20 protein-coding genes are annotated in these 22285 nt (G+C 47.4%); 18 read left to right on the top strand and 2 right to left on the bottom strand.

Features of this window, described 5'->3' with window-relative positions; all coding sequences use genetic code 11:
• Window positions 1-7: 7 nt before the first annotated feature.
• The 10 genes from V3C10_09330 (at window position 8) to sigE (ending at window position 11507) form a co-directional block, all read left to right on the top strand.
• The gene (locus V3C10_09330; protein WVP63987.1) at window positions 8-1750 is read left to right on the top strand and encodes a penicillin-binding transpeptidase domain-containing protein; all 1743 of its coding nucleotides are present in this window, start codon (window positions 8-10) and stop codon (window positions 1748-1750) included.
• 321 nt (window positions 1751-2071) lie between these two features.
• Complete coding sequence (gene mraY, locus V3C10_09335) at window positions 2072-3028, top strand: phospho-N-acetylmuramoyl-pentapeptide-transferase (GenBank protein WVP63988.1); 957 nt, start codon at window positions 2072-2074, stop codon at window positions 3026-3028.
• 12 nt (window positions 3029-3040) lie between these two features.
• A complete protein-coding gene (murD, locus tag V3C10_09340) occupies window positions 3041-4387 on the top strand; it encodes a UDP-N-acetylmuramoyl-L-alanine--D-glutamate ligase (GenBank protein ID WVP63989.1) in 1347 nt (448 codons plus the stop codon).
• Window positions 4388-4447: 60 nt separating this feature from the next.
• Complete coding sequence (locus tag V3C10_09345) at window positions 4448-5608, top strand: putative peptidoglycan glycosyltransferase FtsW (GenBank protein ID WVP63990.1); 1161 nt, start codon at window positions 4448-4450, stop codon at window positions 5606-5608.
• Between the two features lie 107 nt (window positions 5609-5715).
• Window positions 5716-6987 (top strand): UDP-N-acetylglucosamine 1-carboxyvinyltransferase, encoded by a 1272-nt coding sequence (murA, locus tag V3C10_09350; protein WVP63991.1) that lies wholly within the window; start codon window positions 5716-5718, stop codon window positions 6985-6987.
• A gap of 76 nt (window positions 6988-7063) precedes the next feature.
• Entirely contained in the window at window positions 7064-7792 is a 729-nt protein-coding gene (locus tag V3C10_09355) for a cell division protein FtsQ (protein WVP63992.1), read from the top strand.
• Window positions 7793-7999: 207 nt separating this feature from the next.
• On the top strand, window positions 8000-9232 hold the full coding sequence (gene ftsZ, locus V3C10_09360) for a cell division protein FtsZ (protein WVP63993.1): 1233 nt from the start codon (window positions 8000-8002) through the stop codon (window positions 9230-9232).
• A 593-nt stretch (window positions 9233-9825) separates the two neighbouring features.
• Complete coding sequence (locus tag V3C10_09365) at window positions 9826-10614, top strand: sigma-E processing peptidase SpoIIGA (protein ID WVP63994.1); 789 nt, start codon at window positions 9826-9828, stop codon at window positions 10612-10614.
• Window positions 10615-10626: 12 nt separating this feature from the next.
• The gene (locus V3C10_09370; GenBank protein ID WVP63995.1) at window positions 10627-10776 is read left to right on the top strand and encodes a hypothetical protein; all 150 of its coding nucleotides are present in this window, start codon (window positions 10627-10629) and stop codon (window positions 10774-10776) included.
• Window positions 10767-11507: an RNA polymerase sporulation sigma factor SigE gene (sigE, locus tag V3C10_09375; GenBank protein WVP63996.1), complete on the top strand. Its 741-nt coding sequence runs from the start codon at window positions 10767-10769 to the stop codon at window positions 11505-11507. Before V3C10_09370 ends, sigE begins: the two co-directional genes overlap by 10 nt.
• Here sigE and V3C10_09380 read toward each other — a convergent pair.
• Complete coding sequence (locus V3C10_09380; GenBank protein WVP63997.1) at window positions 11467-12543, bottom strand: acyltransferase family protein; 1077 nt, start codon at window positions 12541-12543, stop codon at window positions 11467-11469. The two genes, sigE and V3C10_09380, sit on opposite strands and share 41 nt — an antisense overlap.
• 475 nt (window positions 12544-13018) lie before the next feature.
• On the bottom strand, window positions 13019-13795 hold the full coding sequence (gene sigG / locus V3C10_09385; GenBank protein ID WVP63998.1) for an RNA polymerase sporulation sigma factor SigG: 777 nt from the start codon (window positions 13793-13795) through the stop codon (window positions 13019-13021).
• Between the two features lie 219 nt (window positions 13796-14014).
• Between sigG and V3C10_09390 the strand changes: the two genes are divergently transcribed.
• From V3C10_09390 to V3C10_09425, 8 genes are all read left to right on the top strand, one after another.
• Window positions 14015-14797, top strand: a complete 783-nt coding sequence (locus V3C10_09390; GenBank protein WVP63999.1) for an SseB family protein — start codon at window positions 14015-14017, stop codon at window positions 14795-14797.
• A 280-nt stretch (window positions 14798-15077) separates the two neighbouring features.
• On the top strand, window positions 15078-15932 hold the full coding sequence (locus tag V3C10_09395; GenBank protein WVP64000.1) for a tyrosine-type recombinase/integrase: 855 nt from the start codon (window positions 15078-15080) through the stop codon (window positions 15930-15932).
• A 330-nt stretch (window positions 15933-16262) separates the two neighbouring features.
• Window positions 16263-16772 carry a transcription termination/antitermination NusG family protein gene (locus V3C10_09400; GenBank protein WVP64001.1) on the top strand — a complete coding sequence of 170 codons (510 nt, stop codon included), beginning with the start codon at window positions 16263-16265 and terminating at the stop codon, window positions 16770-16772.
• Between the two features lie 294 nt (window positions 16773-17066).
• Window positions 17067-17627, top strand: coding sequence for a transcription termination/antitermination NusG family protein (locus V3C10_09405; protein ID WVP64002.1), 561 nt, complete (start codon window positions 17067-17069; stop codon window positions 17625-17627).
• Window positions 17628-17673: 46 nt separating this feature from the next.
• Window positions 17674-19008 (top strand): DegT/DnrJ/EryC1/StrS family aminotransferase, encoded by a 1335-nt coding sequence (locus V3C10_09410; GenBank protein WVP64003.1) that lies wholly within the window; start codon window positions 17674-17676, stop codon window positions 19006-19008.
• 1 nt (window position 19009) lies between these two features.
• On the top strand, window positions 19010-19699 hold the full coding sequence (locus V3C10_09415) for a sugar transferase (protein ID WVP64004.1): 690 nt from the start codon (window positions 19010-19012) through the stop codon (window positions 19697-19699).
• A gap of 19 nt (window positions 19700-19718) precedes the next feature.
• The gene (locus tag V3C10_09420; protein WVP64005.1) at window positions 19719-20939 is read left to right on the top strand and encodes a glycosyltransferase family 4 protein; all 1221 of its coding nucleotides are present in this window, start codon (window positions 19719-19721) and stop codon (window positions 20937-20939) included.
• Window positions 20940-20953: 14 nt separating this feature from the next.
• On the top strand, window positions 20954-22267 hold the full coding sequence (locus V3C10_09425) for a nucleotide sugar dehydrogenase (protein WVP64006.1): 1314 nt from the start codon (window positions 20954-20956) through the stop codon (window positions 22265-22267).
• The last annotated feature ends 18 nt before the right edge of the window (window positions 22268-22285 follow it).

Here is a 22285-nt window from a genome sequence, read left to right on the forward strand (position 1 = left end):
GTACCGCATGAACAGAAATCAGACACATCACAGAGGAAGAATAGCGTTCGTATGCATCATGTTATGCCTGTGCATGGCAGGACTGACCGGAAGGCTGTTCTTCCTTATGATCTATAAAGCGGACTATTACAGCCAGATGGCGGAGGATCTGCATCAGAGGGAGAGGACGATCAAGGCTGCCAGAGGACGGATTCTGGATCGGAACGGAGTGGTGATCGCCGACAACAGGACGGTATGTACGATATCGGTGGTGCACAACCAGATCAAAGATCCGGAAAATGTCATACGGGTGCTTTCCGACGAACTTGAAGTGCCGGAAGACACGGTCAGAAAAAAAGTGGAGAAATACTCGGCGCGTGAAATTATAAAGACCAACGTGGATAAAGCGGAGGGAGACAAGATCCGCGCACAGGGACTTGCCGGGGTAAAGGTAGACGAGGATTATAAACGATATTATCCTTATGACAGCCTGGCCTCCAGGGTACTGGGATTTACAGGTGGAGACAACCAGGGCATCATCGGGCTGGAAGTCCAGTATGAGAAATACTTAAAGGGTCAGGACGGAAAAATCCTGACGCTTTCCAATGCGGCGGGAGTGGAGATCGAGAACGCGGCGGAGGATCGGATCGAGCCGGTGGCGGGCAACGACCTTGTCGTCACCTTGGACGTCAATATCCAGAAATTCGCCGAGCAGGCGGCCTATCAGGTCATGGAAAAGAAGCAGGCGAACAGCGTGTCGGTGGTTGTTATGAACCCGAAGAACGGAGAGATTCTTGCCATGGTAAATGTGCCCGAATTCAACCTGAATGAGCCGTTTACCCTGATCCCGGGCATCGCGGCCGACGGCAACGGAAAAAGTTCCCAGGATCTGCTGAACCAGATGTGGAGAAACAAGTGCATCAATGATACGTATGAACCCGGTTCCACGTTCAAGATTGTGACCGCGGCGGCGGGACTCGAAGCCGGAGCCGTAAGGCTGACCGATCAGTTCTCCTGCCCGGGTTTCCGCGTGGTGGAGGACCGAAAAATTAGGTGCCATAAAGTGGGAGGCCATGGAGGCGAGACATTCCTGCAGGGAATGATGAACTCCTGCAATCCCGTCCTCATCGACGTAGGGCAGAGACTGGGCGTGGACAATTATTATAAATACTTCTCACAGTTCGGCCTGCTGGGAAAGACGGGGATCGACCTGCCCGGCGAGGCGGCCACAATCATGCATAAGAAAGAGAACATGGGCCTGGTGGAACTGGCCACCGTCTCCTTCGGCCAGTCGTTCCAGATCACGCCGCTCCAGCTCATCACGACGGCATCGTCCATCATCAACGGAGGAAACAGGGTAACGCCCCATCTGGCCGTAAAATCGGTCAGCCCCCAGACCGGCTCGGTGCATAATTTTGATTTCCCCTTAGGCGACAGAATCCTGTCCCAGGAGACCAGCGGCACAATGCGCTACATTCTGGAACAGGTCGTGTCAGAGGGCAGCGGTAAAAACGCCAAAATTGAGGGATACCGGATCGGGGGAAAGACGGCGACCTCCGAGAAACTTCCAAGAAGCCTGAAAAAATACATTTCTTCCTTCGTAGGTTTCGCCCCGGCCGACGATCCCCAGGTAATCGCCCTGATCACGATCGACGAACCGGAGGGAGTATACTACGGAGGCACGATAGCGGCCCCGGTTGTGGGGAGCATATTCGAGAACATTCTTCCGTATCTGGGGATTCCAAAGACGGAGGCAGAGTCAGAGGAATGAGAACGCCGCCGGGACGGCCGGGGGGCGGGATGGTGAGAGGGAGGGGATGAGTCCTCAGTCCCTGAAGGAATTTTTTTCTCCGGATTCCCCTTCACGACACTTAATAAACCGGGACTGAAGACCCACCCACCAAAACCTCCCCACCCCGTCCGCCATCTTTCAGAGCCGTTCCCGCATCTCAACTACAAGGCGGACCAGGCGGACCACACGGAAAAAAGGTTGATTATTCCATTAAAAAGACGTATACTATTTTCGTATGTAGTAAATTTTGAATAATAGAAAAATACAAGGCAGAGGCTACATAAGAATTAGAGGTGTGACATGGTTAATGAGACAATACTGGCGGTAATTATCGCATTTGTAATCAGCGCGATTCTGTGTCCAATCGTGATACCGTTTCTTCACAAGCTGAAATTTGGGCAGCAGGTCAGGGATGACGGACCGCAGGCCCATTTGAAAAAACAGGGGACTCCGACGATGGGCGGACTGGTAATTCTTTCAAGCATTATCATCACTTCCCTGCTCTATCTGAAGGATTATCCGAAGATTATCCCCGTTCTGTTTGTCACGGCCGGTTTCGGCGTGATAGGTTTTCTGGACGATTATATCAAGATTGTCATGAAGCGCTCGGAAGGACTGAATCCGGGGCAGAAGCTGGTAGGACAGATTATTATTACGGGGATTTTTGCTTACTATATTATTACATCCGATGAGATCGGAACGGGAATGATCATTCCTTTTATGGGGAAAGTCCTGGAGATGCCGGTCTGGCTTTTTGTCCCGGCCCTTTTCTTTATCGTCCTGGGAACGGATAACGGTGTGAATTTTACCGACGGTCTGGATGGTCTCTGTACCAGCGTAACGATTCTGGTGGCCACCTTCTTTACAATCGTAGCCATCGGTGAGAACAGCGGCATCAGCCCGATTACAGGCGCCGTGGTAGGCAGCCTTTTAGGCTTCCTGCTGTTCAATGTGTATCCGGCCAGGGTATTTATGGGTGACACCGGTTCTCTGGCTCTGGGAGGCTTTGTGGCGTCCAGTGCGTTTATGATGCAGATGCCTCTCTTTATCGCCGTCGTGGGCCTGATTTATCTGGTGGAGGTCCTGTCGGTCATCATCCAGGTGACTTATTTTAAAAAGTCCGGCGGTAAACGTGTTTTCAAGATGGCCCCGATCCACCACCACTTTGAGCTTTGCGGCTGGTCGGAGACGAGAGTCGTGGCTGTATTTTCGATTATAACGGCAATCCTTTGCCTTGTAGCTTACTTAGGATTATAGGAGGAATGGACGATGAGTCAAAAAGTATTAGTAGCAGGAACAGGAATCAGCGGTATTGCGGCCGCAAAACTTCTTCTTGCCAAGGGCGGGGAAGTAGTTCTTTATGATGGAAATGAGAAGCTGGATGCAGAGAAGATTAAGAAGAATTTCGACGAGGACGCCAAAGTGACGTTGGTTCTCGGAGAACTGAAGAGAACGGATCTGCTGGGAGTGGAACTTTCGGTTATCAGCCCGGGCATTCCGATGGACGCCCCGTTTGTGGCGGTTTTGGACGAGGCGGGAGTGCCGATCTGGAGTGAGATCCAGCTTGCGTTCCACTGTGCCAAGGGCAAATTGGCCGCGATTACGGGAACCAATGGAAAGACGACGACGACGGCTCTGACGGGAGAGATTATGAAATCTTTCTATGAGAGCGTTTTTGTTGTGGGCAATATTGGGGAGCCATATACGGCGCATGCACTGGAGACGGAGGAGGATTCCGTGACCGTCGCGGAGGTTTCCAGTTTCCAGCTTGAGACGATTATGGATTTCCGTCCCAATGTCAGCGCTATCCTGAATATTACCCCCGATCATCTGGACCGCCATAAAACAATGGAATGCTACATCGAAGTCAAAGAGAGTATTACAAAGAACCAGAAAGAGGGCGATACGTGTGTCCTCAATTATGAAGACTCCGTTCTGAGAGAGTTCGGCGAGACGCTGAAAATCAACGTGGTATATTTCTCCAGCCGCCAGACCCTGAAGAAGGGATATTATCTGGACGACGGAAAGATTGTATATAATGACGGAAGCAAGGTGGTGGAGATTGTGGATATCCATGATCTGAAGCTTCTCGGACGCCATAACCATGAGAATGTAATGGCGGCGGTTGCCATCAGCATGAATATGGGCGTTCCGCTGGAAAAAATTCAGGAAGTGATAAAGAATTTTGAGGCGGTGGAACATAGAATTGAGTATGTAACGGAGCGCTTCGGCGTAAAATATTATAACGACTCCAAGGGTACGAACCCGGATGCCGCCATGCAGGCCATCAAGGCAATGCCGGGACCGACCATTTTAATTGCGGGCGGCTATGATAAGCATTCTGAATTTGATGAGTGGATTGAAAGCTTTGACGGGAAAGTACGGTATCTCGTACTGATCGGACAGACCAGAGATAAGATTGCAGAATGTGCAAAACGTCACGGATTTACAGACATCATGTATGCGGAAGATCTGCTGGAGGCAGTCCAGGTATGTGCATCCTATGCGAATCCGGGCGACAACGTGCTCCTTTCTCCGGCCTGTGCAAGCTGGGGACAATTTAAGAACTTTGAGGAGCGGGGAACCAAGTTTAAAGAATATGTAAGGGGCCTGTAACCGACTTTATCTCATAGGGAATAATGGTTTTGGCGTACCTTAGGGATGAGGAGTGGAATAATGCCTGGTACGGGGAAAAAGAAGAAAAAGAAAGCGCATCGCTTTTACGACTACAGTCTGCTGTTTACGATTATTTTCCTGACTGCGTTCGGACTTGTGATGATTTACAGCGCCAGCTCCTACAAGGCACAGTTGGACTACGATAACCCTGCGTACTTTGCGATCAGGCAGGCGGCGATTGCAGGCGGAAGCTTTGTGGCCATGTATATGGTCTCCAAGATTGATTACCACTGGTTTGCCAGATTTGCCATTCTGGGATATGCCCTGTCATGGATTACAATGCTGCTGACGATGTTCAGCCCTCTCGGCGTGGCTTCCCACGGCAAAAAGAGGTGGCTGAAGCTGGGACCGAGTATCCTTCAGTTCCAGCCGACGGAGCTTGTAAAGATTTCCCTGATACTCTTCGTGGCCGTTTTCATAGCCGAGCTGGGAACGAGAATCAACAAACCGAAACCGGCCCTCGTGCTCATCGGTTTTTCCCTCCCGTTAGCCCTGCTCGTTACGGCAAACAACCTGAGCTCGGGTATCATTATCTGCGGCATCGTGTTTGTCATGATGTTTGTGGCCTGTAAGATCAAGTGGCCGTTTTTCGCCTGCATCGGAACGGGAGTCGGGCTTCTGGCGGCGGCTCCGTACATTGGGCATATTCTGGTGAATATGCATATCCTGAAGGATTACCAGCTGGGCCGAATCAACGTGTGGAAGAACCCCATCATGTACTCGCGGTCCGGCGGATACCAGGTACTGCAGGGGCTATATGCGATTGGCTCCGGCGGCCTCTTTGGAAAAGGGCTGGGAGAGAGCCTTCAGAAACTGGGGTTTGTGCCCGAGGCGCAGAATGACATGATTTTCTCTATCATTTGCGAGGAGCTGGGGCTTTTTGGAGCGATCTCCCTGATTCTGATCTTCATGTTTATGATTTACCGTTTTATGGTGATTGCAGGCAATGCCCCGGATCTTCTGGGCGCCATGATAGTGGTGGGAGTGATGTCCCATATCGCCATCCAGGTTATCCTGAATATTGCCGTAGTTACCAACTCCATTCCCAATACGGGAGTTACGCTTCCTTTTATCAGTTACGGAGGTACATCGGTCCTGTTTCTGATGCTGGAGATGGGGCTTGTGCTCAGCGTGTCGAACCAGATTAAGCTGGAACAGTAACGCGGCGGCAGATGATACATACAAACAGTGGAAAACAGCTGATTTATGCACATAATTTCATTTTTTACATAGGATAGTATATAGAAGACAAACGGGAGGGGTTTTTCTTGTCTGCGATAGAGGTCCAGGGGCTGTGCCCGATTAAAGGTGAAATTATAGTGCAGGGTTCAAAGAACGCGGTTCTGCCGATGATGGCGGGAGCGGTTTTGAACAAGGGAATAACGGTCATTGATAATGTCCCCAGAATACAGGATGTGTTCTGTATGATGGGGATACTTGATTCTCTGGGATGCAGCTGCGTCCTGGACGGACACAGCCTCACGATCAATGCGGCAGGGCTGTCCCGTTTTTCCATTCCCAAGGAAGAGATGGAGAAGATGCGTTCCTCCATCATGCTGCTTGGCGCTCTTCTGGGAAGATGTAAAGAGGCGGAAGTGTATTATCCGGGCGGCTGTATGATAGGGAAGAGGCCCATTGATCTTCATCTGATGGCCCTTGAAAAAATGGGAGTTCTGATAGAGGAAGGGGAGGGGAATGAGCCGCTCCGGGCAAACGTGCCCCACCTTCGGGGAACGGTGGTGGATTTCCCGTTTCCAAGCGTCGGAGCCACGGAAAATGCAATTTTTGCGGCGGTGGCGGCTTCGGGAAAGACCGTATTAAAGGGCTGTGCGAAAGAGCCTGAGATTACGGAGCTGTGCCGTTTCATGAATAACATGGGGGCTTCCATCCGGGGAGCCGGGAGCGATGTGCTCGTAATCGAAGGCGGTCTGCCTCTCCATGATTCCAGATTTACCGTATGCGGCGACAGGATTGCCGGAGGAACTTATCTTCTGGCGGCGGCCGGAGCCGGCGGGGAGCTTCTCCTGACCGGTACCGAAAGCGCGGGACTTCTGACGGTCACCACGGTATTGAAAAGGATGGGCGCCCTGATTTATGCGGAGGATGGGCTTATTTATCTGAAAGCTTCGGAAAGACTGCAGGCAGCGTCCATAAAGACCGATCCCTATCCGGGATTTCCGACCGATCTTCAGTCTATTATGATGGCTGTGATGAGCAGGGCGGAAGGAACCAGTATCATAGAAGAAAAAATCTTCGAAAACCGGTTCAAAACAGCAGTGGAGCTTGAAAAACTGGGAGCTGAGATTATTGTCGAGGAAGATATCGCCAGGATTGTTGGGCACACCCGTTTAAAGGGAGCCCGTGTCGAGGCGAAAGATCTGCGCGGCGGCGCGGCCCTTGTAGCCGCAGGCATGATGGCGGAAGGAACGACAATCGTCGGCAGCTGTGAATACATTATGCGGGGATATGAGGATATCTGCCGTGATTTATCCGGGATGGGAGCCTGCATCCGCTATGTGGAGGAACCGGCCGGACGCTGAACGATATCTGTGATCCTGATTCGCAGAGTGAAATACGATAGAACCGCCGGGCGGGAAGTAAACAGGAGGTGCACAGTTGAGAAGAGTAAACAAAAACAGAAAAAAACTGGTAATTGCAGGGATTTTTCTGGCTGTGCTGCTGTTGCTTGCCGTCCTTCTCTCTGTCCGGATTAAAACGGTGAAAGTCAGCGGTAACGAGAGATATACGCAGGAACAGATTGAATCGATGCTTTTCGATACAAAATTAAGCAGAAATCCCGTTTACTGCTACTATCAGTATCGTTTCCGCCCACATAAGTCAATTCCTTTTGTGGAAGACTATAAAATAGTATTCAGAAGTCCTGTCAATGTGGAAATCATCACCTATGAAAAAAGTGTGGTCGGCTACGTTTCCTATATGAACAGCCTGATGTATTTTGACAAGGACGGTATCATCGTGGAGAGCACCAACGAAAAGCTGGCGGGCATTCCGATGATTACCGGCCTCAGATTCGGCCATATTGTCCTGCACAAACCTCTGCCGGTGGAGGATGTGAGGATCTTCGACGAGATACTGAATCTGACCCAGGTGCTTGAGATGTATGACATCAAAGCGGACAGGATCGATTTCAACAGCCAGAAAGAGGCCACGCTGACCGTGGACAACCTGAAGGTGGAGCTGGGCGGCAATGCCCAGATAAACGGTAAGATTTCCGAACTCAGGGATATCTTAAACACCTATACAGAGCTTTCCGGTACATTATATCTTGATACTTATGATGAAACGAACTCCAATCCATCATACCGCTTTGAGCAGGATGAATAAAGGAAGGCCTTAAAATCCCCCGTGAAACACACCATAGCGGAACTGCTGAGTAAAAAAACAAAATAAGTAATGTTTTTATGAAATTCACAGTTGATTTTTTACCGAAAATCAAATATAGTATTAGATAGACCAGATTTAGACAATCCAGAATGAATAATAATTATAAAGATAAACAAGATCAGATGGATAAGTGAAGGAGGAACTATCTTGTTAGAGATTAAGATAAATGAATCGGAGAATTCTGCCAGAATCATCGTTATAGGTGTCGGCGGAGCCGGAAACAATGCGGTTAACCGCATGATAGAAGAGAATATAGCAGGTGTGGAATTTATTGGAATTAATACGGACAAGCAGGCGCTGCAGTTTTGCAAGGCCGCTTCAGCCATGCAGATCGGTGAGAAGCTGACTAAGGGACTGGGAGCCGGGGCGAAACCTGAGATCGGTGAGAAAGCCGCAGAGGAGAGCCAGGAAGAGCTTGCACAGGCACTGAAAGGCGCCGACATGGTATTCGTAACCTGTGGTATGGGAGGCGGCACCGGAACGGGTGCGGCGCCGGTTATCGCAAGAATTGCCAAGGATATGGGCATTCTGACCGTAGGCGTTGTGACGAAGCCATTCCGCTTTGAAGCCAAGACACGTATGGGCAACGCACTTGCAGGCATTGAGAAATTAAAAGCCAATGTGGACACTCTGATTGTAATTCCTAACGATAAACTCCTTGAGATTGTAGACCGCCGCACAACCATGCCGGATGCTCTCAAGAAGGCCGATGAAGTGCTTCAGCAGGCCGTACAGGGCATTACGGATCTCATCAATGTACCGGGACTTATCAATCTGGACTTCGCGGACGTACAGACCGTTATGATAGACAAGGGCATCGCTCATATCGGCATCGGACATGCCAAGGGAGACGATAAGGCCATTGAAGCTGTTAAACAGGCCGTTGCCAGCCCTCTGTTAGAGACAACCATCGAAGGCGCAAGCCACGTTATTATTAATATTTCCGGTGACATCAGCCTGATCGAGGCCAATGACGCCGCAACTTATGTACAGGAACTGGCGGGAGACGATGCCAACATCATCTTCGGCGCCATGTTTGATGAGAATGCACAGGATGAAGCGACAATCACGGTTATTGCAACAGGACTGGATGCCCACGGCGTCAATACGCCTGTAGCAAAGGCAATGACGGAATTCACCACCCCATTCAAGGCAAAACCGGCTCCAACGTTTGCACCTCAGGGAGCAGGCAGAGAGACGGCGGCTACATCTGCGCCTGCCTATAAGACACCGACCTACCGGGCTCCTTCCGCCGCAGTTTCTCAGCAGCCACAGCAGCCGAAGGTTCCGGTACAGCCATCCACACCGGTGCAGCCATACCGCCCGATGCAGAGAGAGACACAGATCAATATCCCGGATTTTCTGAAGAATAAAAAGTAATCAGAAACAGGGATTAGACACGGACATGAAACAGAGAGCAGCCTGTTTTCCGTACTTTTTATATAAAATGACATATAGGATGATATTAGCCGCAGTGCGTAAGCATTGCGGCTGTTTTGGATGATGAAAACAGCGGCGGTATCTTACGCACTGCTGTCCAAATCGGAATTGATTTTTCGACATTTTCAATCGTAAACCAACAAAATAAGAACGACACGGCCGGCCGCCCGGACTTAAAATACAGGTGGCCGGCCATTATTTTACCCTTACGGCTGGTTTCACCGGCCGGGGCACAGGGGATCGGCCTCCCACAGCCAGAGGAAGCAGAGGGAAAATCAGGAACGATTCCCGTCATGGAAAAGCCAATCGCGGTGTCCGCATTTTGTTTCGAAATATGACGATCAAAAACAGGAATTAACTTTCCGTATTTGACAAAAAACACAAGCCCGGGAATTTATAATGACTACTGTCGTAACAGTTCAGGCCCGGTATGCCCTTTCGGGCGGTATTGCTTTTATGTCAAAGCCCGGCGTTATTCTGCCGCAGGACTGAACTGTATCCTACTGTCAGACAGAGAGGTGAGAGAATTTCCGGTGACATACAACGTTTACGCGGATGTGGTGTTAGCCAATAATTTTACAATCGATTTTTTGCTTCTCACAGTAGTAAAAAAGGTGATGAAGCTGGAGACACGAAAGGGAGGAATATTTCTGGCCAGCATGGCAGGAGCTTTTTACGCGCTGGCTGTGACCATTTTTCCCTTTCCTGTTTTTTTTCTCCAGTCAATTGTTACATACTTCGCGGCCAGCGCCCTGATGGCGGCCCTGGCATTCAGAATCAAAGACCTGCACGCGCTTATAAAAGCCGTGGCGGGCCTGTATCTGGCGGCGGTTATGACGGCAGGCCTGATGGAGCTGTTCCGTGCCGGAGGCTTCTTTGGTTCTATCTATCTCTATGCGGCGGCAGCGGGATTCAGTATCTTTTTAACGCTGTACCTGTGGAGGACTGTGTCAAAGAGTGCGGCGGACAGCGGCCATCTCTACAGCGTCCTGATTGAATATCAGGGCAGGAAGGCCGGTTTTACCGGTTTTCTGGACACGGGGAACCGCCTGACGGAACCCTATACGGGAAGCCCGGTCAGCGTCATTTCAGCGGAAAGCTGCGGGGAGCTGTTCGGCACCGTGAATGCGGTTCTGTTCGTCCCTTTCCGCTCGGTCGGGAAGGACAGCGGCATTTTACCGGCGGTCCGGGCCGACAGGATGGAGATAGAACAAGAAGGTCAGAAGAAAGTAATAGAGAAACCGTATATTGCAATCTCGGAAGAAAAACTGTCACAGAATGGTTCTTACCAGATTTTGCTGAATGAAAAGCTGTGGCTTTGATAAGGCCGCAGTATGATGGAAAGCTGTAATGAAAATAATGATAACCGTTCAGGAGGCGGTGTACCCGGCAAAGCGGAACGCGCTGTTTTGTGGAAAGGTAAAGAAGAAGGCCCTGATGGTTACAGATATGGTTATTTAGGAGGAAAGAAATTATGGTTATAAAATTAGCAATCCCGAATCAATTCCGTCTTAAGATGGTTCCGTCGTTTAAATCGGTTTTTCTTCAGAAAGAGGGGGAAGTCCATTATATCGGCGGTGCGGATATTCTTCCGGCGCCCTTAAACAGCAGGGAAGAGGCAGAGGTGTTAAAGGAGCTGGGAACGGAGAAGGATGCCCAGGCAAAGTCGAAGCTGATCGAGCACAACCTGCGTCTGGTAGTCTACATAGCGAAGAAGTTTGACAACACCAGCGTCGGTGTGGAGGACCTGATTTCCATCGGCTCCATCGGACTGATCAAGGCAATCAACACCTTTAACATAGATAAAAATATCAAGCTTGCCACCTACGCCTCCCGGTGTATTGAAAATGAAATACTGATGTATTTAAGACGCAACAACAAAACAAAGATGGAAGTCTCCATTGACGAACCGCTCAATGTGGACTGGGACGGAAATGAACTTTTGCTTTCCGATATTCTGGGAACCGACGAGGACGTCATTTACCGGGATTTGGAAGATGAGATAGAAAAGAACCTGCTCAGTACGGCAATCAGCCGTCTGGGGCCGAGAGAACAGAAAATCGTAGAACTGCGTTTTGGCCTGGGAACGGAGAATGAGGATGAGATGACGCAGAAGGAAGTCGCAGACCTTCTGGGCATATCCCAGTCCTACATCTCCAGGCTCGAGAAAAAGATTATGAAGCGGCTGAAAAAAGAAATCGTGAAATACGAGTAGAAATCCAGCCGATGAATGCGGGAATCAGGGTTCCGGCTATCAGGTAGACCGGCCACAGCTCATGGGAAAAACCGGTGGGGAACCCGGCCAGATTTTCGGGTACCGACCGGAGCCAGAGCTTCGCATATAAGTAGTCCACCAGTTTAAAGACGGCGAAATGAACCGCCATAATTTCAAAAGAATATCGTCCCAGGAACGAAAGAAAACGGGAGGCGGCCTTAAACCGTTCCATCAGAGTTCCGAGGGACAGACAGAAATAGATTCCAATCAGGGAAATGACGTAAAACCAGGCCCCGGGAATCACCATTCCGTCTAAAAGAATATAGATGCCCATCTTTGCATTGATAAAGTACAGGGCGGCGGCGCTGATGACGCAGCCGTACCAGGTGGTGAATTTCTTAAAATCGGGACAGTGAAGCCGCAGCAGGTAAGCAAAAAAGTAGATCGGGACCACAACCAGGGATGCATGGAGGTTGTAGGCAATCCCCACTTTCCTCATATTCAGGAACACACCGGCGGCGCCGATGGAGGCGCAGGCAAAGCCAATCAGCCATACCTTAAGCCCGGGTTTGCCAATCCTACGGGAGAAAGTCCGGCCGAACCATACGGCGGCGCCGAACAGGCCGGATGCGGCCAGCCAGGCCGGAATGAACCAGAGCGCTCCCTGGGCCGGTTCGGAGCCTGTAAAGGAGATATTCGTACAAATCTGAGCCAGCATTTTCGTATGGTTATAAAGCTCCTGGCCGGAATAGAGCCCCCGCGTCACAAAGAAATTGTGGAGCAGGACGAAACAGGACGTATAAAAAACATAACGGGGCCATGTCCCTGCAAATCGGTTGCCAAAGAAGGCAAAGGGAGCATCCCCGTATTTTTTTTCGCTGTACAGATAGCCCGAGACAAAGAAAAACAGGGCCAGATGGAACAGATAGACAAAGCCTACGGCAAAGTAACAGCTGTGCCCCAGGACAATTGCAATAATACCAAGTCCCTTTACGATGTCCCAGTAAGAGGAACGTGACGGTGTGGTTGGGTTCATAGTGGTAACTCCTTAAGTATTTTTTCGGTGAGGTGATAGGTACGGTTGGTTTCCCTTCGGCTTTTCACAGGAAATGAGCGCCTTCCGGGAAACGCGCAGCGGATGTTCCTGTCTAGTGGGAACACGGACTGCTTTAAGATCTTATCATCAAGTATAGAATATGTGAAGAAATGTGTCAACTGAGGGGGAAGGGAAAAGGGGAGGAGAGAACTTCCGGACAGGAGGCCGGGATGGAGGGCTGCAGCCTTCCCGAAGGAGGAAACGCTTGGAGATGTGTTAAATGTTTTTAGGAAATGTGTTAAAGTTTTTAGGGAAAGATAATAGTGCCTTGTCTGATGAAGAAAGAGGATTGATTTGGAGAAATCAGTTCTTCTTAATGTCTTTCTTTATCAGGGCAGGGCACTGTGTATTTAAAATGTTCATGGCGGCCCGGATGGCCCGCTTTTGGAGAACCGGGGAACCGTCTTTCCGGGAATCAGCTCAGGTAGTTGCGCATGCTTTTTAAGGCGCTTTTTTCAAGACGGCTGACCTGGGCCTGGCTGATGTGGATTTCTTCGGCTACCTCGGTTTGGGTTTTGCCCTCGAAGAAACGCATGTCGATGATATGGCGCTCGCGTTCCGGGAGGCGTTTCATTGCTTCGTTTAAGGAGATGTCCTCGATCCAGTGCTCCTCGGAACATTTTTTATCACTGAGCTGATCCATGACATAGAGGGGATCCCCGCCGTCGGTGTAGACCGGTTCGTAGAGGCTGACCGGGCTCTGGATTGCGTCCAGGGCATAGGTGATGCTTTCCTTGCTGACTCCGATTTCATCCGCGATTTCACAGATGGTCGGTTCCTTCAGGTTCTTTTTCATCAGTCCTTCCCGGGCATAAATCGCCTTGTAGGCGGTATCGCGCAGGGAGCGGCTGACACGGATTGAATTATTATCTCTCAGGTAACGTTTGACTTCTCCGAGGATCATCGGGACTGCATAGGTGGAGAACCGCACATTCTGTGTTATATCAAAATTATCTATCGCTTTTATCAGTCCGATGCAGCCGATCTGAAAAAGATCGTCCACATTTTCACTGCTGTTTGAAAAACGCTGGATGACGCTTAAGACAAGACGCAAATTTCCCTTAATGTATTGTTCTCTGGCATCCATATCCCCATCAAGAATCCGTTTAAACAACGCTTCCTTCTCATCGTTGCTGAGAAGCGGCAGTTTGGAAGTGTTGACTCCGCAGATTTCCACTTTGTATACAGGCATGTACTTTACCTCCGCATCTTTCATTAATTGTCTCGGCGGAATTTATTGTAAGGGATATTTTCCACCGAATTCTTATAAATGAATGATGTACGAATTTGGATCGATTTATACGATTGGAGGGATGAAAAAATTTTCCTTTTCAGAGAGTTGATTGATTGTTGCCCCTGTCTGTGTTAGAATAGTACAATAACTTTTGATGCATACAGATGGAGGAAAAGAATGAAAACCATAAACGAACTGATTAAATCCTATCTTGAGAATGAAGATAAAGCAGTTTTCGGAGAAATTCTGGAAGTAATTAAGACGGGAGAGGCCCTGTTTGCGGTTGCAGCCAGAGCTACCAACAACTTTTTCATGGGGGCAGAGAATGAGAAGCCGGCAGCATATATCTTTTCCAGCAAAGCATTTGCAGATGAATTTGTAAAGGAATTAAAGTGGGAAGGATACGAGGTGAAGAGCCTTGAGATCAGACCGGCCCAGAGAATCGGATTTTTTAACGATCTGTACCGCAGCGGCTTTGAGGCCATTATGGTAGACAAGGGCCAGGAATCCCTTGCAATGTCGTTATTCAGCATTGTAGCGAAACCGGAAGAGAACGCGGACATGGTGATTAATCCGTCCCTGATGCGTGCCGCAGCCCAGTTCTATCAGGAGCTTTCCAGAAAAAGAGCGGTAAAACCGATGCAGGACCTGATGTGTTCCGAGTTATACAATGCAAAGTTCCTGATTCCGGCAGAGGATGTGAATGAGCGTGTTTATCCGATGATCGCCGATAATAAGGGCCTTAAGTTCTATCCCGTATTCACCGATCTCATCGAGTTCGGAAAATTCGACAAGAAACAGAAATACCAGCCGGTCGTTGTGAAGTTCCGCGATTTGAAAAAGCTGGTGAGGAAGGTGGACGGAATCGTGGTCAATCCGTTCGGCTTCGGACTGAGACTGGATAGGGAGAAGATCGATAATATTGAGAGAGACTGTTCGACTTTGAAGGTTGTAAAATGATTTAGTTGAGGTTCAAGGACGCCCCTGTAAGACAGCGGGCTTCCGTATCCCAATTGGAAAGTTTTTCTACTCCTCCCTGGGCAGTCCTCATCATCTTAACTCTCAACCGTCCAGGCGGTGTTATTATCCTTAACAGAAAACCTTATTTATGATTAAACTGCTACAGAAAAAAGACTTTTACCCGAAAAAACACTTTTCAGGGTAAAAGTCTTTTTTTATAATGGTAAGGATAGAAACAAAACAGTAAGAACAGTAGAAAAACAAAATAGGAGAACGGCTAATGGCTAAAGATAAGAATTTTCAGAAAGAACAAATTTCGCAATTTTGCAGCTTCCTTATATCGGAAGAAAAAGCAGCTGCCACAGTCTCGAAATACTGCCATGATATCCAGCAGTTTTATTGCTTTTTATCGGAAAAATATAACAGCAGGCTGACGAAAGAAAATACGGTAAGTTTTAAAAACTGGCTGTTGGAGCGTTATCATGTGAGAAGCGTTAATTCAATGCTCACTGCCGTAAATTGCTTTTTGAATTTTTTGGGATATCAGGATTGCAGGGTAAAACTGGTCAAAGTTCAGCGACAGATATTTTACGAAGATAAGAAAGAGCTTAGAAAGGAAGAATACCGACGCCTTGTCGATGCAGCCAGAAAGAACGGAAACGAACGGCTGGCCATGCTGTTACAGACTTTATGCAGTCTGGGCCTTCGTATCAGCGAATTAAAATTCGTAACTGTGGAGTCGGTGGAAAAGGGGAAATTTCAGATTCTTAATAAAGGAAAAAACAGATTTGTCCTTATTCCTGGCAAACTCAGGAAGCGTCTTCTTTGGTATGCCAGAAAAATGCATCTCAAAAAGGGGGAAATCTTTATCACCAGAAGTGGCAAAGCCTTGGATCGAAGCAATGTTTGGAGAGAAATGAAGAAACTGGGCGGGAAGGCAAAGGTGGAAGGACAGAAAATTTTCCCCCATAACCTCCGCCATCTTTTTGCCAGAACATTCTACGAGCTAAAAAAAGATGTTGTCAAGCTGGCAGATCTCATGGGACATAGCAGCATCGAAACAACCCGTATCTACACGGCTTCGTCTGGTAATGAGTGTCTGAAACAATTGGAAAAATTAGGGCTTGTACTCTGACGGGTTTGCAAAGTTGAGGTAAAATTAGGAAGGAAGAGAAATAGAACGCTGAAAAAGAGTGGGAAAAAGAATGGGGAGGTAAGGAAATTTGAGGAAAATAAAAGAGTACAACATAATAGGTATTATGTTGTACCGGTATACATTATCTTGATGGCTGTAACAATCTTACCACATGTTTTATGGGCTTTCAACCGGAAATCTTTACAAAAATCTTAATAAAAAGAAATTAAAGCTATAATTGTGTCTGAAAAAAACTACATATTATATCTCATTCTGCCCTGTCCGACAACATAATACCTATTATGTTGTAAGCAGAAAGGGGAGTATTCGTTGGGCTGGTACGTTTTATACTGTAAGGCTGGTCAGGAAGATACTTTGATCCGTTCCTGCAAGCAGCATTTATCGGGACGGGCGCTTGAGGATGCGTTCCAGTTTTCTTACGAAAGAATGAAGAAATATCTGGGGGCATGGCATGTAGATACGTATCGGATGTTTCCGAATTATGTATTCTTACAAAGCAGCGATCCTGAACAACTGTCCATGGAACTTAAGCAATACCGGGAAATTGTAGATGTGCTGGAAGGGAATGGACTCCTTCTACCGGTTCGGCCGGACGAAGAAGCGATGATTCGTCTCTTGTGCGGAGAACACCATCATATGGGACTGTCCCGTGGAATTATGCGGGATGGGATGATTCGGGTAATCGAGGGTCCTCTGGCAGGAAGAGAGTCTCTGATTCGGAAAATTGATCTGCATAAGAGAATTGTAATTTTAAATCTGCGGCTGAATGCAGAGGAAAAGGACATCTGGGCAGGGATTGACATTTTGAAGAAGTCCTGAGCGGAGAATCGGAATCGAAGAATCTGGAAAGTTAAAATAAAAAATGTAGTACAGACAAAATTACGCAGCGTTCATAAAGCTAGTGGGGCATATGAAGGTGAGGTAAGGACATAAGGAGATAGATAGGTTCAGAGCATGCATTTGCTGTGGAAATGGCGAAGCATACCCAAATTAATTTTTAGGGCCTGAATGAGAGCTGTTTCACACAGATTTTACAGTTCTGTCGGCTTCTATCTCCGGTCTCTTAAAAAACCATCCCCGAGCCCGACGCAAGCGGGGCAGGAGTCAGGGGTCATGTGGTATGTAATACAGACAACGACAGGAAAAGAACAGGAGCTGGTTGAGGTTATACACAAAATGCTGCCGGCTTCACTCTATAAAGATTGCTTTTTTTTAAAGCGTCAGCTTTTAAAACGGCTGGGAGGAAAGTGGCTGGAAGTGACGGAAACGTTATTTCCAGCCTATGTTTTTTTAGAATTGAAAGAAGGAAGGGTGTCCAGTTCGGAAGCAATTCGGGATAAATCCGAAATGCTCTTCTACCAATTGAAGCGGATACCGGAATTTACAAAGCTTTTAGGCGACAGCCATGGAACCTTTATACCGCTGGAGAAGGAAGAAGTGGATTTTCTCCGGCTGCTTTGTGAAAACAGTGATAAAAAGAAAGACCACCTGGTTCCTCTGACAAAATTAAAGTTAGACGGTTCCGGCGAAGTAATAGGGCTGGAAGGCCCATTGGAGTATTTCAAAGAAAAGATCATACGGCTGAATTTGAGAAAGCGGTATGCTCTTATAGAACTCACTATACGAGGTGAGCGTCAAACTGCAATGTTGGGAATAAAGATAGAGAAGGACTGAAGAGGTCCTTTTTTTGTTGTAGAAAAAGAAAAGGAGGATGTCGCTTATGTTAAAGGTTCCATTTTCACCGCCTGATATTACGGAACAGGAAATCCAGGAGGTTGTGGAGGCATTAAAATCCGGTTGGATCACGACGGGGCCCAAGACTAAGGAATTTGAAAAACAGATAGCATCATTTGTCCATGTTCCAAGAGCGGTATGCCTGAATTCGGCGACGGCCTGCGCGGAACTGGCTCTCCATTTTCTCGGCATTGGGCCGGGAGATGAGGTCATCACAAGCGCTTACACCTACACGGCCAGCGCAAGCATTGTCTGCCATGCAGGTGCAAAGCTGGTCTTAGTAGATACGGCGACGGATTCCTATGAAATGGATTATGACAAACTGGAAGAGGCAATCACAGAGAAGACAAAAGTAATTATTCCGGTCGATATCGGAGGAGTCATGTGCGATTATGACCGGATTTTTAAAATTGTGGAAAAGAAAAAATCGTTATTTCATCCGGCCAATGAAATACAGGAAAAAATTGGCCGCGTCATCATTCTGGACGATGCCGCCCATGCATTCGGAGCGACGAGAAACGGAAAAGCGTGCGGTGAGGTGGCGGATTTCACCAGTTTTTCCTTCCATGCGGTGAAAAACCTGACGACGGCGGAGGGCGGCGCCCTGACCTGGAGGGAAATTCCGGGAATCGACAACGACTGGATTTACAGCCAGTTCATGCTGCTGTCGCTCCACGGACAGAATAAAGACGCCCTGGCGAAGACGAAGCTGGGGGCCTGGGAATACGATATCGTGATGCCGGCTTACAAATGCAACATGACGGATATCATGGCCGGGATCGGTCTGGCACAGCTCAAGCGGTATCCGGGAATTCTGGAACGCAGGAGAGTCATTGTGGAGCGGTATCAGGAGCGTTTGAAGGAAATTCCGGTGGAGTTCCTGATTCATGATGGAATAACGTGCGATGGGACAGAGCACGGTAAGGCAAAGAACGGCGGGTCAGTTTGCCATGAAATGGTTCATGATGAGAAAAAGCCGGGTGGGAACGAATTTCACTCCAGCCGTCATCTGTGCCTGGTGCGTCTTAGGGGGAAGGATTTGGCGTTTCGAAATCAGCTTATTATCGATATGGCCGAGGCCGGAGTCGCGGCCAATGTACACTATAAGCCGCTGCCGATGCACACGGCATACATAAAGATGGGATTTGATATGAAGGATTATCCCAATGCGTATAAGCAGTTTGAGAATGAGATTACGCTGCCGCTTCATACCTGTCTGACGGATGAGCAGGTGGAATATGTGGCGGAGACATTTATAAACTGCTACAGGGCGCTGGAAACGTCTTTGGGTTCAAATACGAGTATGCTGGAGGGCAGATAACATGCTTTGCAGTTGGGAAAAGCTTCCGGATTTTATGCGTACGAAAGAAGTCAGGCCCTATTACGAGCTCCTCAGGAAACACCGGTTCGGCCTTCTAATGAAACGAACCTTTGATTTTGTTATGTCATCTATAATGCTGGTGCTTTTGGCACCCGTTTTTTTATTTCTGACAATCTGGATTAAGACGGATTCCGAAGGGCCGATATTCTACCGGCAGGAGCGGGTGACGCAGTACGGCCGCATCTTTCGGATCTATAAGTTCCGGACTATGGTGCAGAATGCCGACAAGATAGGCAGTCTGGTGACGGTGGGAGGAGACTCCCGGATTACGAAGGTGGGAAGAAAGCTTCGCGGCTGCCGCTTGGACGAACTGCCGCAGCTCATCAATATTTGGAAGGGCGAGATGACTTTCGTCGGAACCCGGCCGGAGGTGGCGAAGTATGTGAAGCAGTATACGAAGGAAATGTATGCGACGCTGCTGCTGCCTGCAGGGGTGACCTCGGAGGCAAGTATTGAGTTTAAGGATGAGGATCGGCTGCTTAACGGCGTGAGCGGGGATGAGGCTGATCGGGTGTATGTGGGGAGGGTGCTGCCGGGGAAGATGCGGTGGAATTTGGAAGGAATAAGGGAATTCTCCCTCTGCCAGGAAGGACTAATCTTAATTAGGACTCTGGAAGCAGTGCTCAAATAAATTGCAGGAAAGAAAACAAATGAATATCTTATTAATAAACCATTATGCAGGAAGTCCCGAAATGGGAATGGAATTTCGACCTTATTACTTGGCCAGAGAATGGGTGAAAATTGGGTACCATGTCAGAATTGTGGCGGGAGATTATTCCCATCTTCGAGTGAAGAACCGAAAAATAAACAAAGATTTTCAGAAAGAAACGATAGACGGTATTGATTATTACTGGCTGAAAACAGGCGATTATAAAGGAAACGGCGCAAGAAGAGCCTTTACCATGTTCCGGTTTGTGGGGAAGCTGTGGCTGAATGCCGGGAAAATTGCAATGGAATGGAAGCCGGATGTGGTGATTGCATCTTCGACATATCCGCTGGATACTTATGCTGCTCAGAAAATTGCGAAAAAGGCGGGTGCGAAGTTGATTCATGAGGTGCATGATATGTGGCCAGCGACTTTATATGAAGTTGGTGGTATGTCACGGAAAAATCCATTTGTTGTTCTGATGCAGAAAGCCGAGGATTCAGCATACCGTTATTCAGATAAGGTGGTTTCGCTTTTGCCATTTGCAAAAGAATATATGGTAAATCACGGAATGAGACCTGATAAATTTATGTATATCTCTAATGGGATTGTTGAAGCGGAGTGGAGCAACGCAGAAAAATTGCCAGAAAAGCATAAAAATTTTTTAGCAGAAAAACGGGCTGAAGGTAAATTTATTGTTGGCTATTTTGGTGGTCATGCCATTTCAAATGCACTTGATACATTGTTAGACGCAGCAAAGCAAATAGAAGATTCATCAGTCGTTTTTGTACTCGTAGGAAATGGAGTGGAAAAGGAGAGATTGTGTTTACGAAAGCAAGAAGAAAAGATTGATAATTTGTTTTTTTTGCCGCCAGTTCCTAAAAAATCCGTTCCGGAATTGCTCAAATTTTTTGACTGTATCTACATAGGTGCAAAAGATTCACCTTTATATCGGTTTGGAATCTGTATGAATAAGATTTTTGACTCCATGATGGGGGAAAAGCCGATTATCTGCGCGATTACAACACCAGAATCACCTATTGAGCAATACAAATGTGGAATTGCAATTAATTCTGGAGATGAAAGAAGAATTGCACAATCTGTACTTGAAATAAAAGGCATGAGTATAGAGGTTAGAAATTCCATAGGTAGAAATGGCAGAGAGGCAGCACTAAAAAAATTTACATATAAAAAGTTGGCGGCAGATTTTGCCGCCTTATTTTAAGGAGAAAAAAGGAAATGAAGAATGATTTGCTAAAAAAAATCGAAGAAAAAACAATTGTGGTAGGAGTAGTTGGCCTTGGCTACGTAGGACTTCCTTTAGCAGTGGAAAAAGCAAAAGCGGGATTTAAAACTATCGGTTTCGATGTCCAAAAAGAAAAGGTACAGATGGTAAATGAGGGACATAATTATATAGGTGATGTGGTGGACAGCGATTTAACAAAATTAGTTAAATCAGGAATGCTTTCTGCAACGACGGATTTTTCTTTTGTTCGAGACGTTGATTTTATTGCAATTTGTGTGCCTACGCCGCTGGACAAGCATCAACAGCCTGATATCAGTTATGTCAGAAAGTCCACAGAAGAGATAGCGAAATATTTAAAGAAAGAAACCATGGTGGTTTTAGAGTCTACGACATATCCCGGGACAACGGAAGAATTAATAAAGCCAATCATTGAGAACGGTTCCGGTTTAAGATGTGGGACTGATTTCTATTTGGGGTTTTCTCCGGAACGGGTTGATCCAGGCAACTTGATTTACAAAACAAAGAATACTCCAAAGGTAATTGGTGCAATCGGAAAAGATGCAACAGAAGTAATTGCAACTATGTATCGGGCTGTTTTAGAAGGTGACGTATATGAGGCCTCTTCTCCGGCAGTGGCAGAAATGGAAAAAATTCTTGAGAATACATATCGAAATATTAACATCGGTTTGGTAAATGAGCTAACCATGCTGTGTAATAAAATGGGAATCAGTATGTGGGAGGTAATAGACGCAGCAAAAACAAAACCCTATGGGTTTCAGCCATTTTATCCAGGGCCAGGTCTCGGCGGGCATTGTATTCCTTTGGATCCCTATTATTTATCTTGGAAAGCAAGAGAATTTGGTTTTCACACATCTATGATTGAAAGCTCTATGATGATTAATGATAGGATGCCGGAATATTGTGTTGAGAGGGCCGGAAAAATTTTAAATAGTCACGAAAAATCTTTAAAGAATGCGAAAGTCCTTGTCCTTGGTGTAGCATACAAACAGGATATTGACGATTATCGCGAGAGCCCGGCAATTCATGTAATCGAGGAGTTGAAAAAAGAACAGGCCCAGGTAGATTTTTATGATCCGTGGGTGGCAGAGTATAAAGAAAATGGAAAAGTCGTAAAGGGACTTGAGAAAATTTCACCAGAAATTATTGCAGGCTATGATTTAGTTATGATAACGACAGCACATAGCAGTGTTGATTATGCAATGGTGCAAGCTAATGCTAAGGCGATTTTTGATACAAAAAATGTGATGAAAAATATTCAAGCAAGAGAAAACATAGAAGTTTTATAAAGTTATTAGGAGATTATT

Origin of the sequence: [Clostridium] symbiosum (genome assembly GCA_036419695.1) — a bacterium.
GTDB classification, from domain to species: Bacteria; Bacillota; Clostridia; order Lachnospirales; family Lachnospiraceae; genus Otoolea; species Otoolea symbiosa_A.

Excerpts from the sequence above, each read along its gene's own strand:
- V3C10_09330 (WVP63987.1), top strand. The coding sequence starts at position 8 with ATGAACAGAAATCAGACACATCACAGAGGAAGAATAGCGTTCGTATGC.
- mraY (WVP63988.1), top strand. The coding sequence starts at position 2,072 with ATGGTTAATGAGACAATACTGGCGGTAATTATCGCATTTGTAATCAGC.
- murD (WVP63989.1), top strand. The coding sequence starts at position 3,041 with ATGAGTCAAAAAGTATTAGTAGCAGGAACAGGAATCAGCGGTATTGCG.
- V3C10_09345 (WVP63990.1), top strand. The coding sequence starts at position 4,448 with ATGCCTGGTACGGGGAAAAAGAAGAAAAAGAAAGCGCATCGCTTTTAC.
- V3C10_09370 (WVP63995.1), top strand. The coding sequence starts at position 10,627 with ATGATGGAAAGCTGTAATGAAAATAATGATAACCGTTCAGGAGGCGGT.
- sigE (WVP63996.1), top strand. The coding sequence starts at position 10,767 with ATGGTTATAAAATTAGCAATCCCGAATCAATTCCGTCTTAAGATGGTT.
- V3C10_09380 (WVP63997.1), bottom strand. The coding sequence starts at position 12,543 with ATGAACCCAACCACACCGTCACGTTCCTCTTACTGGGACATCGTAAAG.
- sigG (WVP63998.1), bottom strand. The coding sequence starts at position 13,795 with ATGCCTGTATACAAAGTGGAAATCTGCGGAGTCAACACTTCCAAACTG.
- V3C10_09390 (WVP63999.1), top strand. The coding sequence starts at position 14,015 with ATGAAAACCATAAACGAACTGATTAAATCCTATCTTGAGAATGAAGAT.
- V3C10_09395 (WVP64000.1), top strand. The coding sequence starts at position 15,078 with ATGGCTAAAGATAAGAATTTTCAGAAAGAACAAATTTCGCAATTTTGC.
- V3C10_09405 (WVP64002.1), top strand. The coding sequence starts at position 17,067 with ATGTGGTATGTAATACAGACAACGACAGGAAAAGAACAGGAGCTGGTT.
- V3C10_09410 (WVP64003.1), top strand. The coding sequence starts at position 17,674 with ATGTTAAAGGTTCCATTTTCACCGCCTGATATTACGGAACAGGAAATC.
- V3C10_09415 (WVP64004.1), top strand. The coding sequence starts at position 19,010 with ATGCTTTGCAGTTGGGAAAAGCTTCCGGATTTTATGCGTACGAAAGAA.
- V3C10_09420 (WVP64005.1), top strand. The coding sequence starts at position 19,719 with ATGAATATCTTATTAATAAACCATTATGCAGGAAGTCCCGAAATGGGA.
- V3C10_09425 (WVP64006.1), top strand. The coding sequence starts at position 20,954 with ATGAAGAATGATTTGCTAAAAAAAATCGAAGAAAAAACAATTGTGGTA.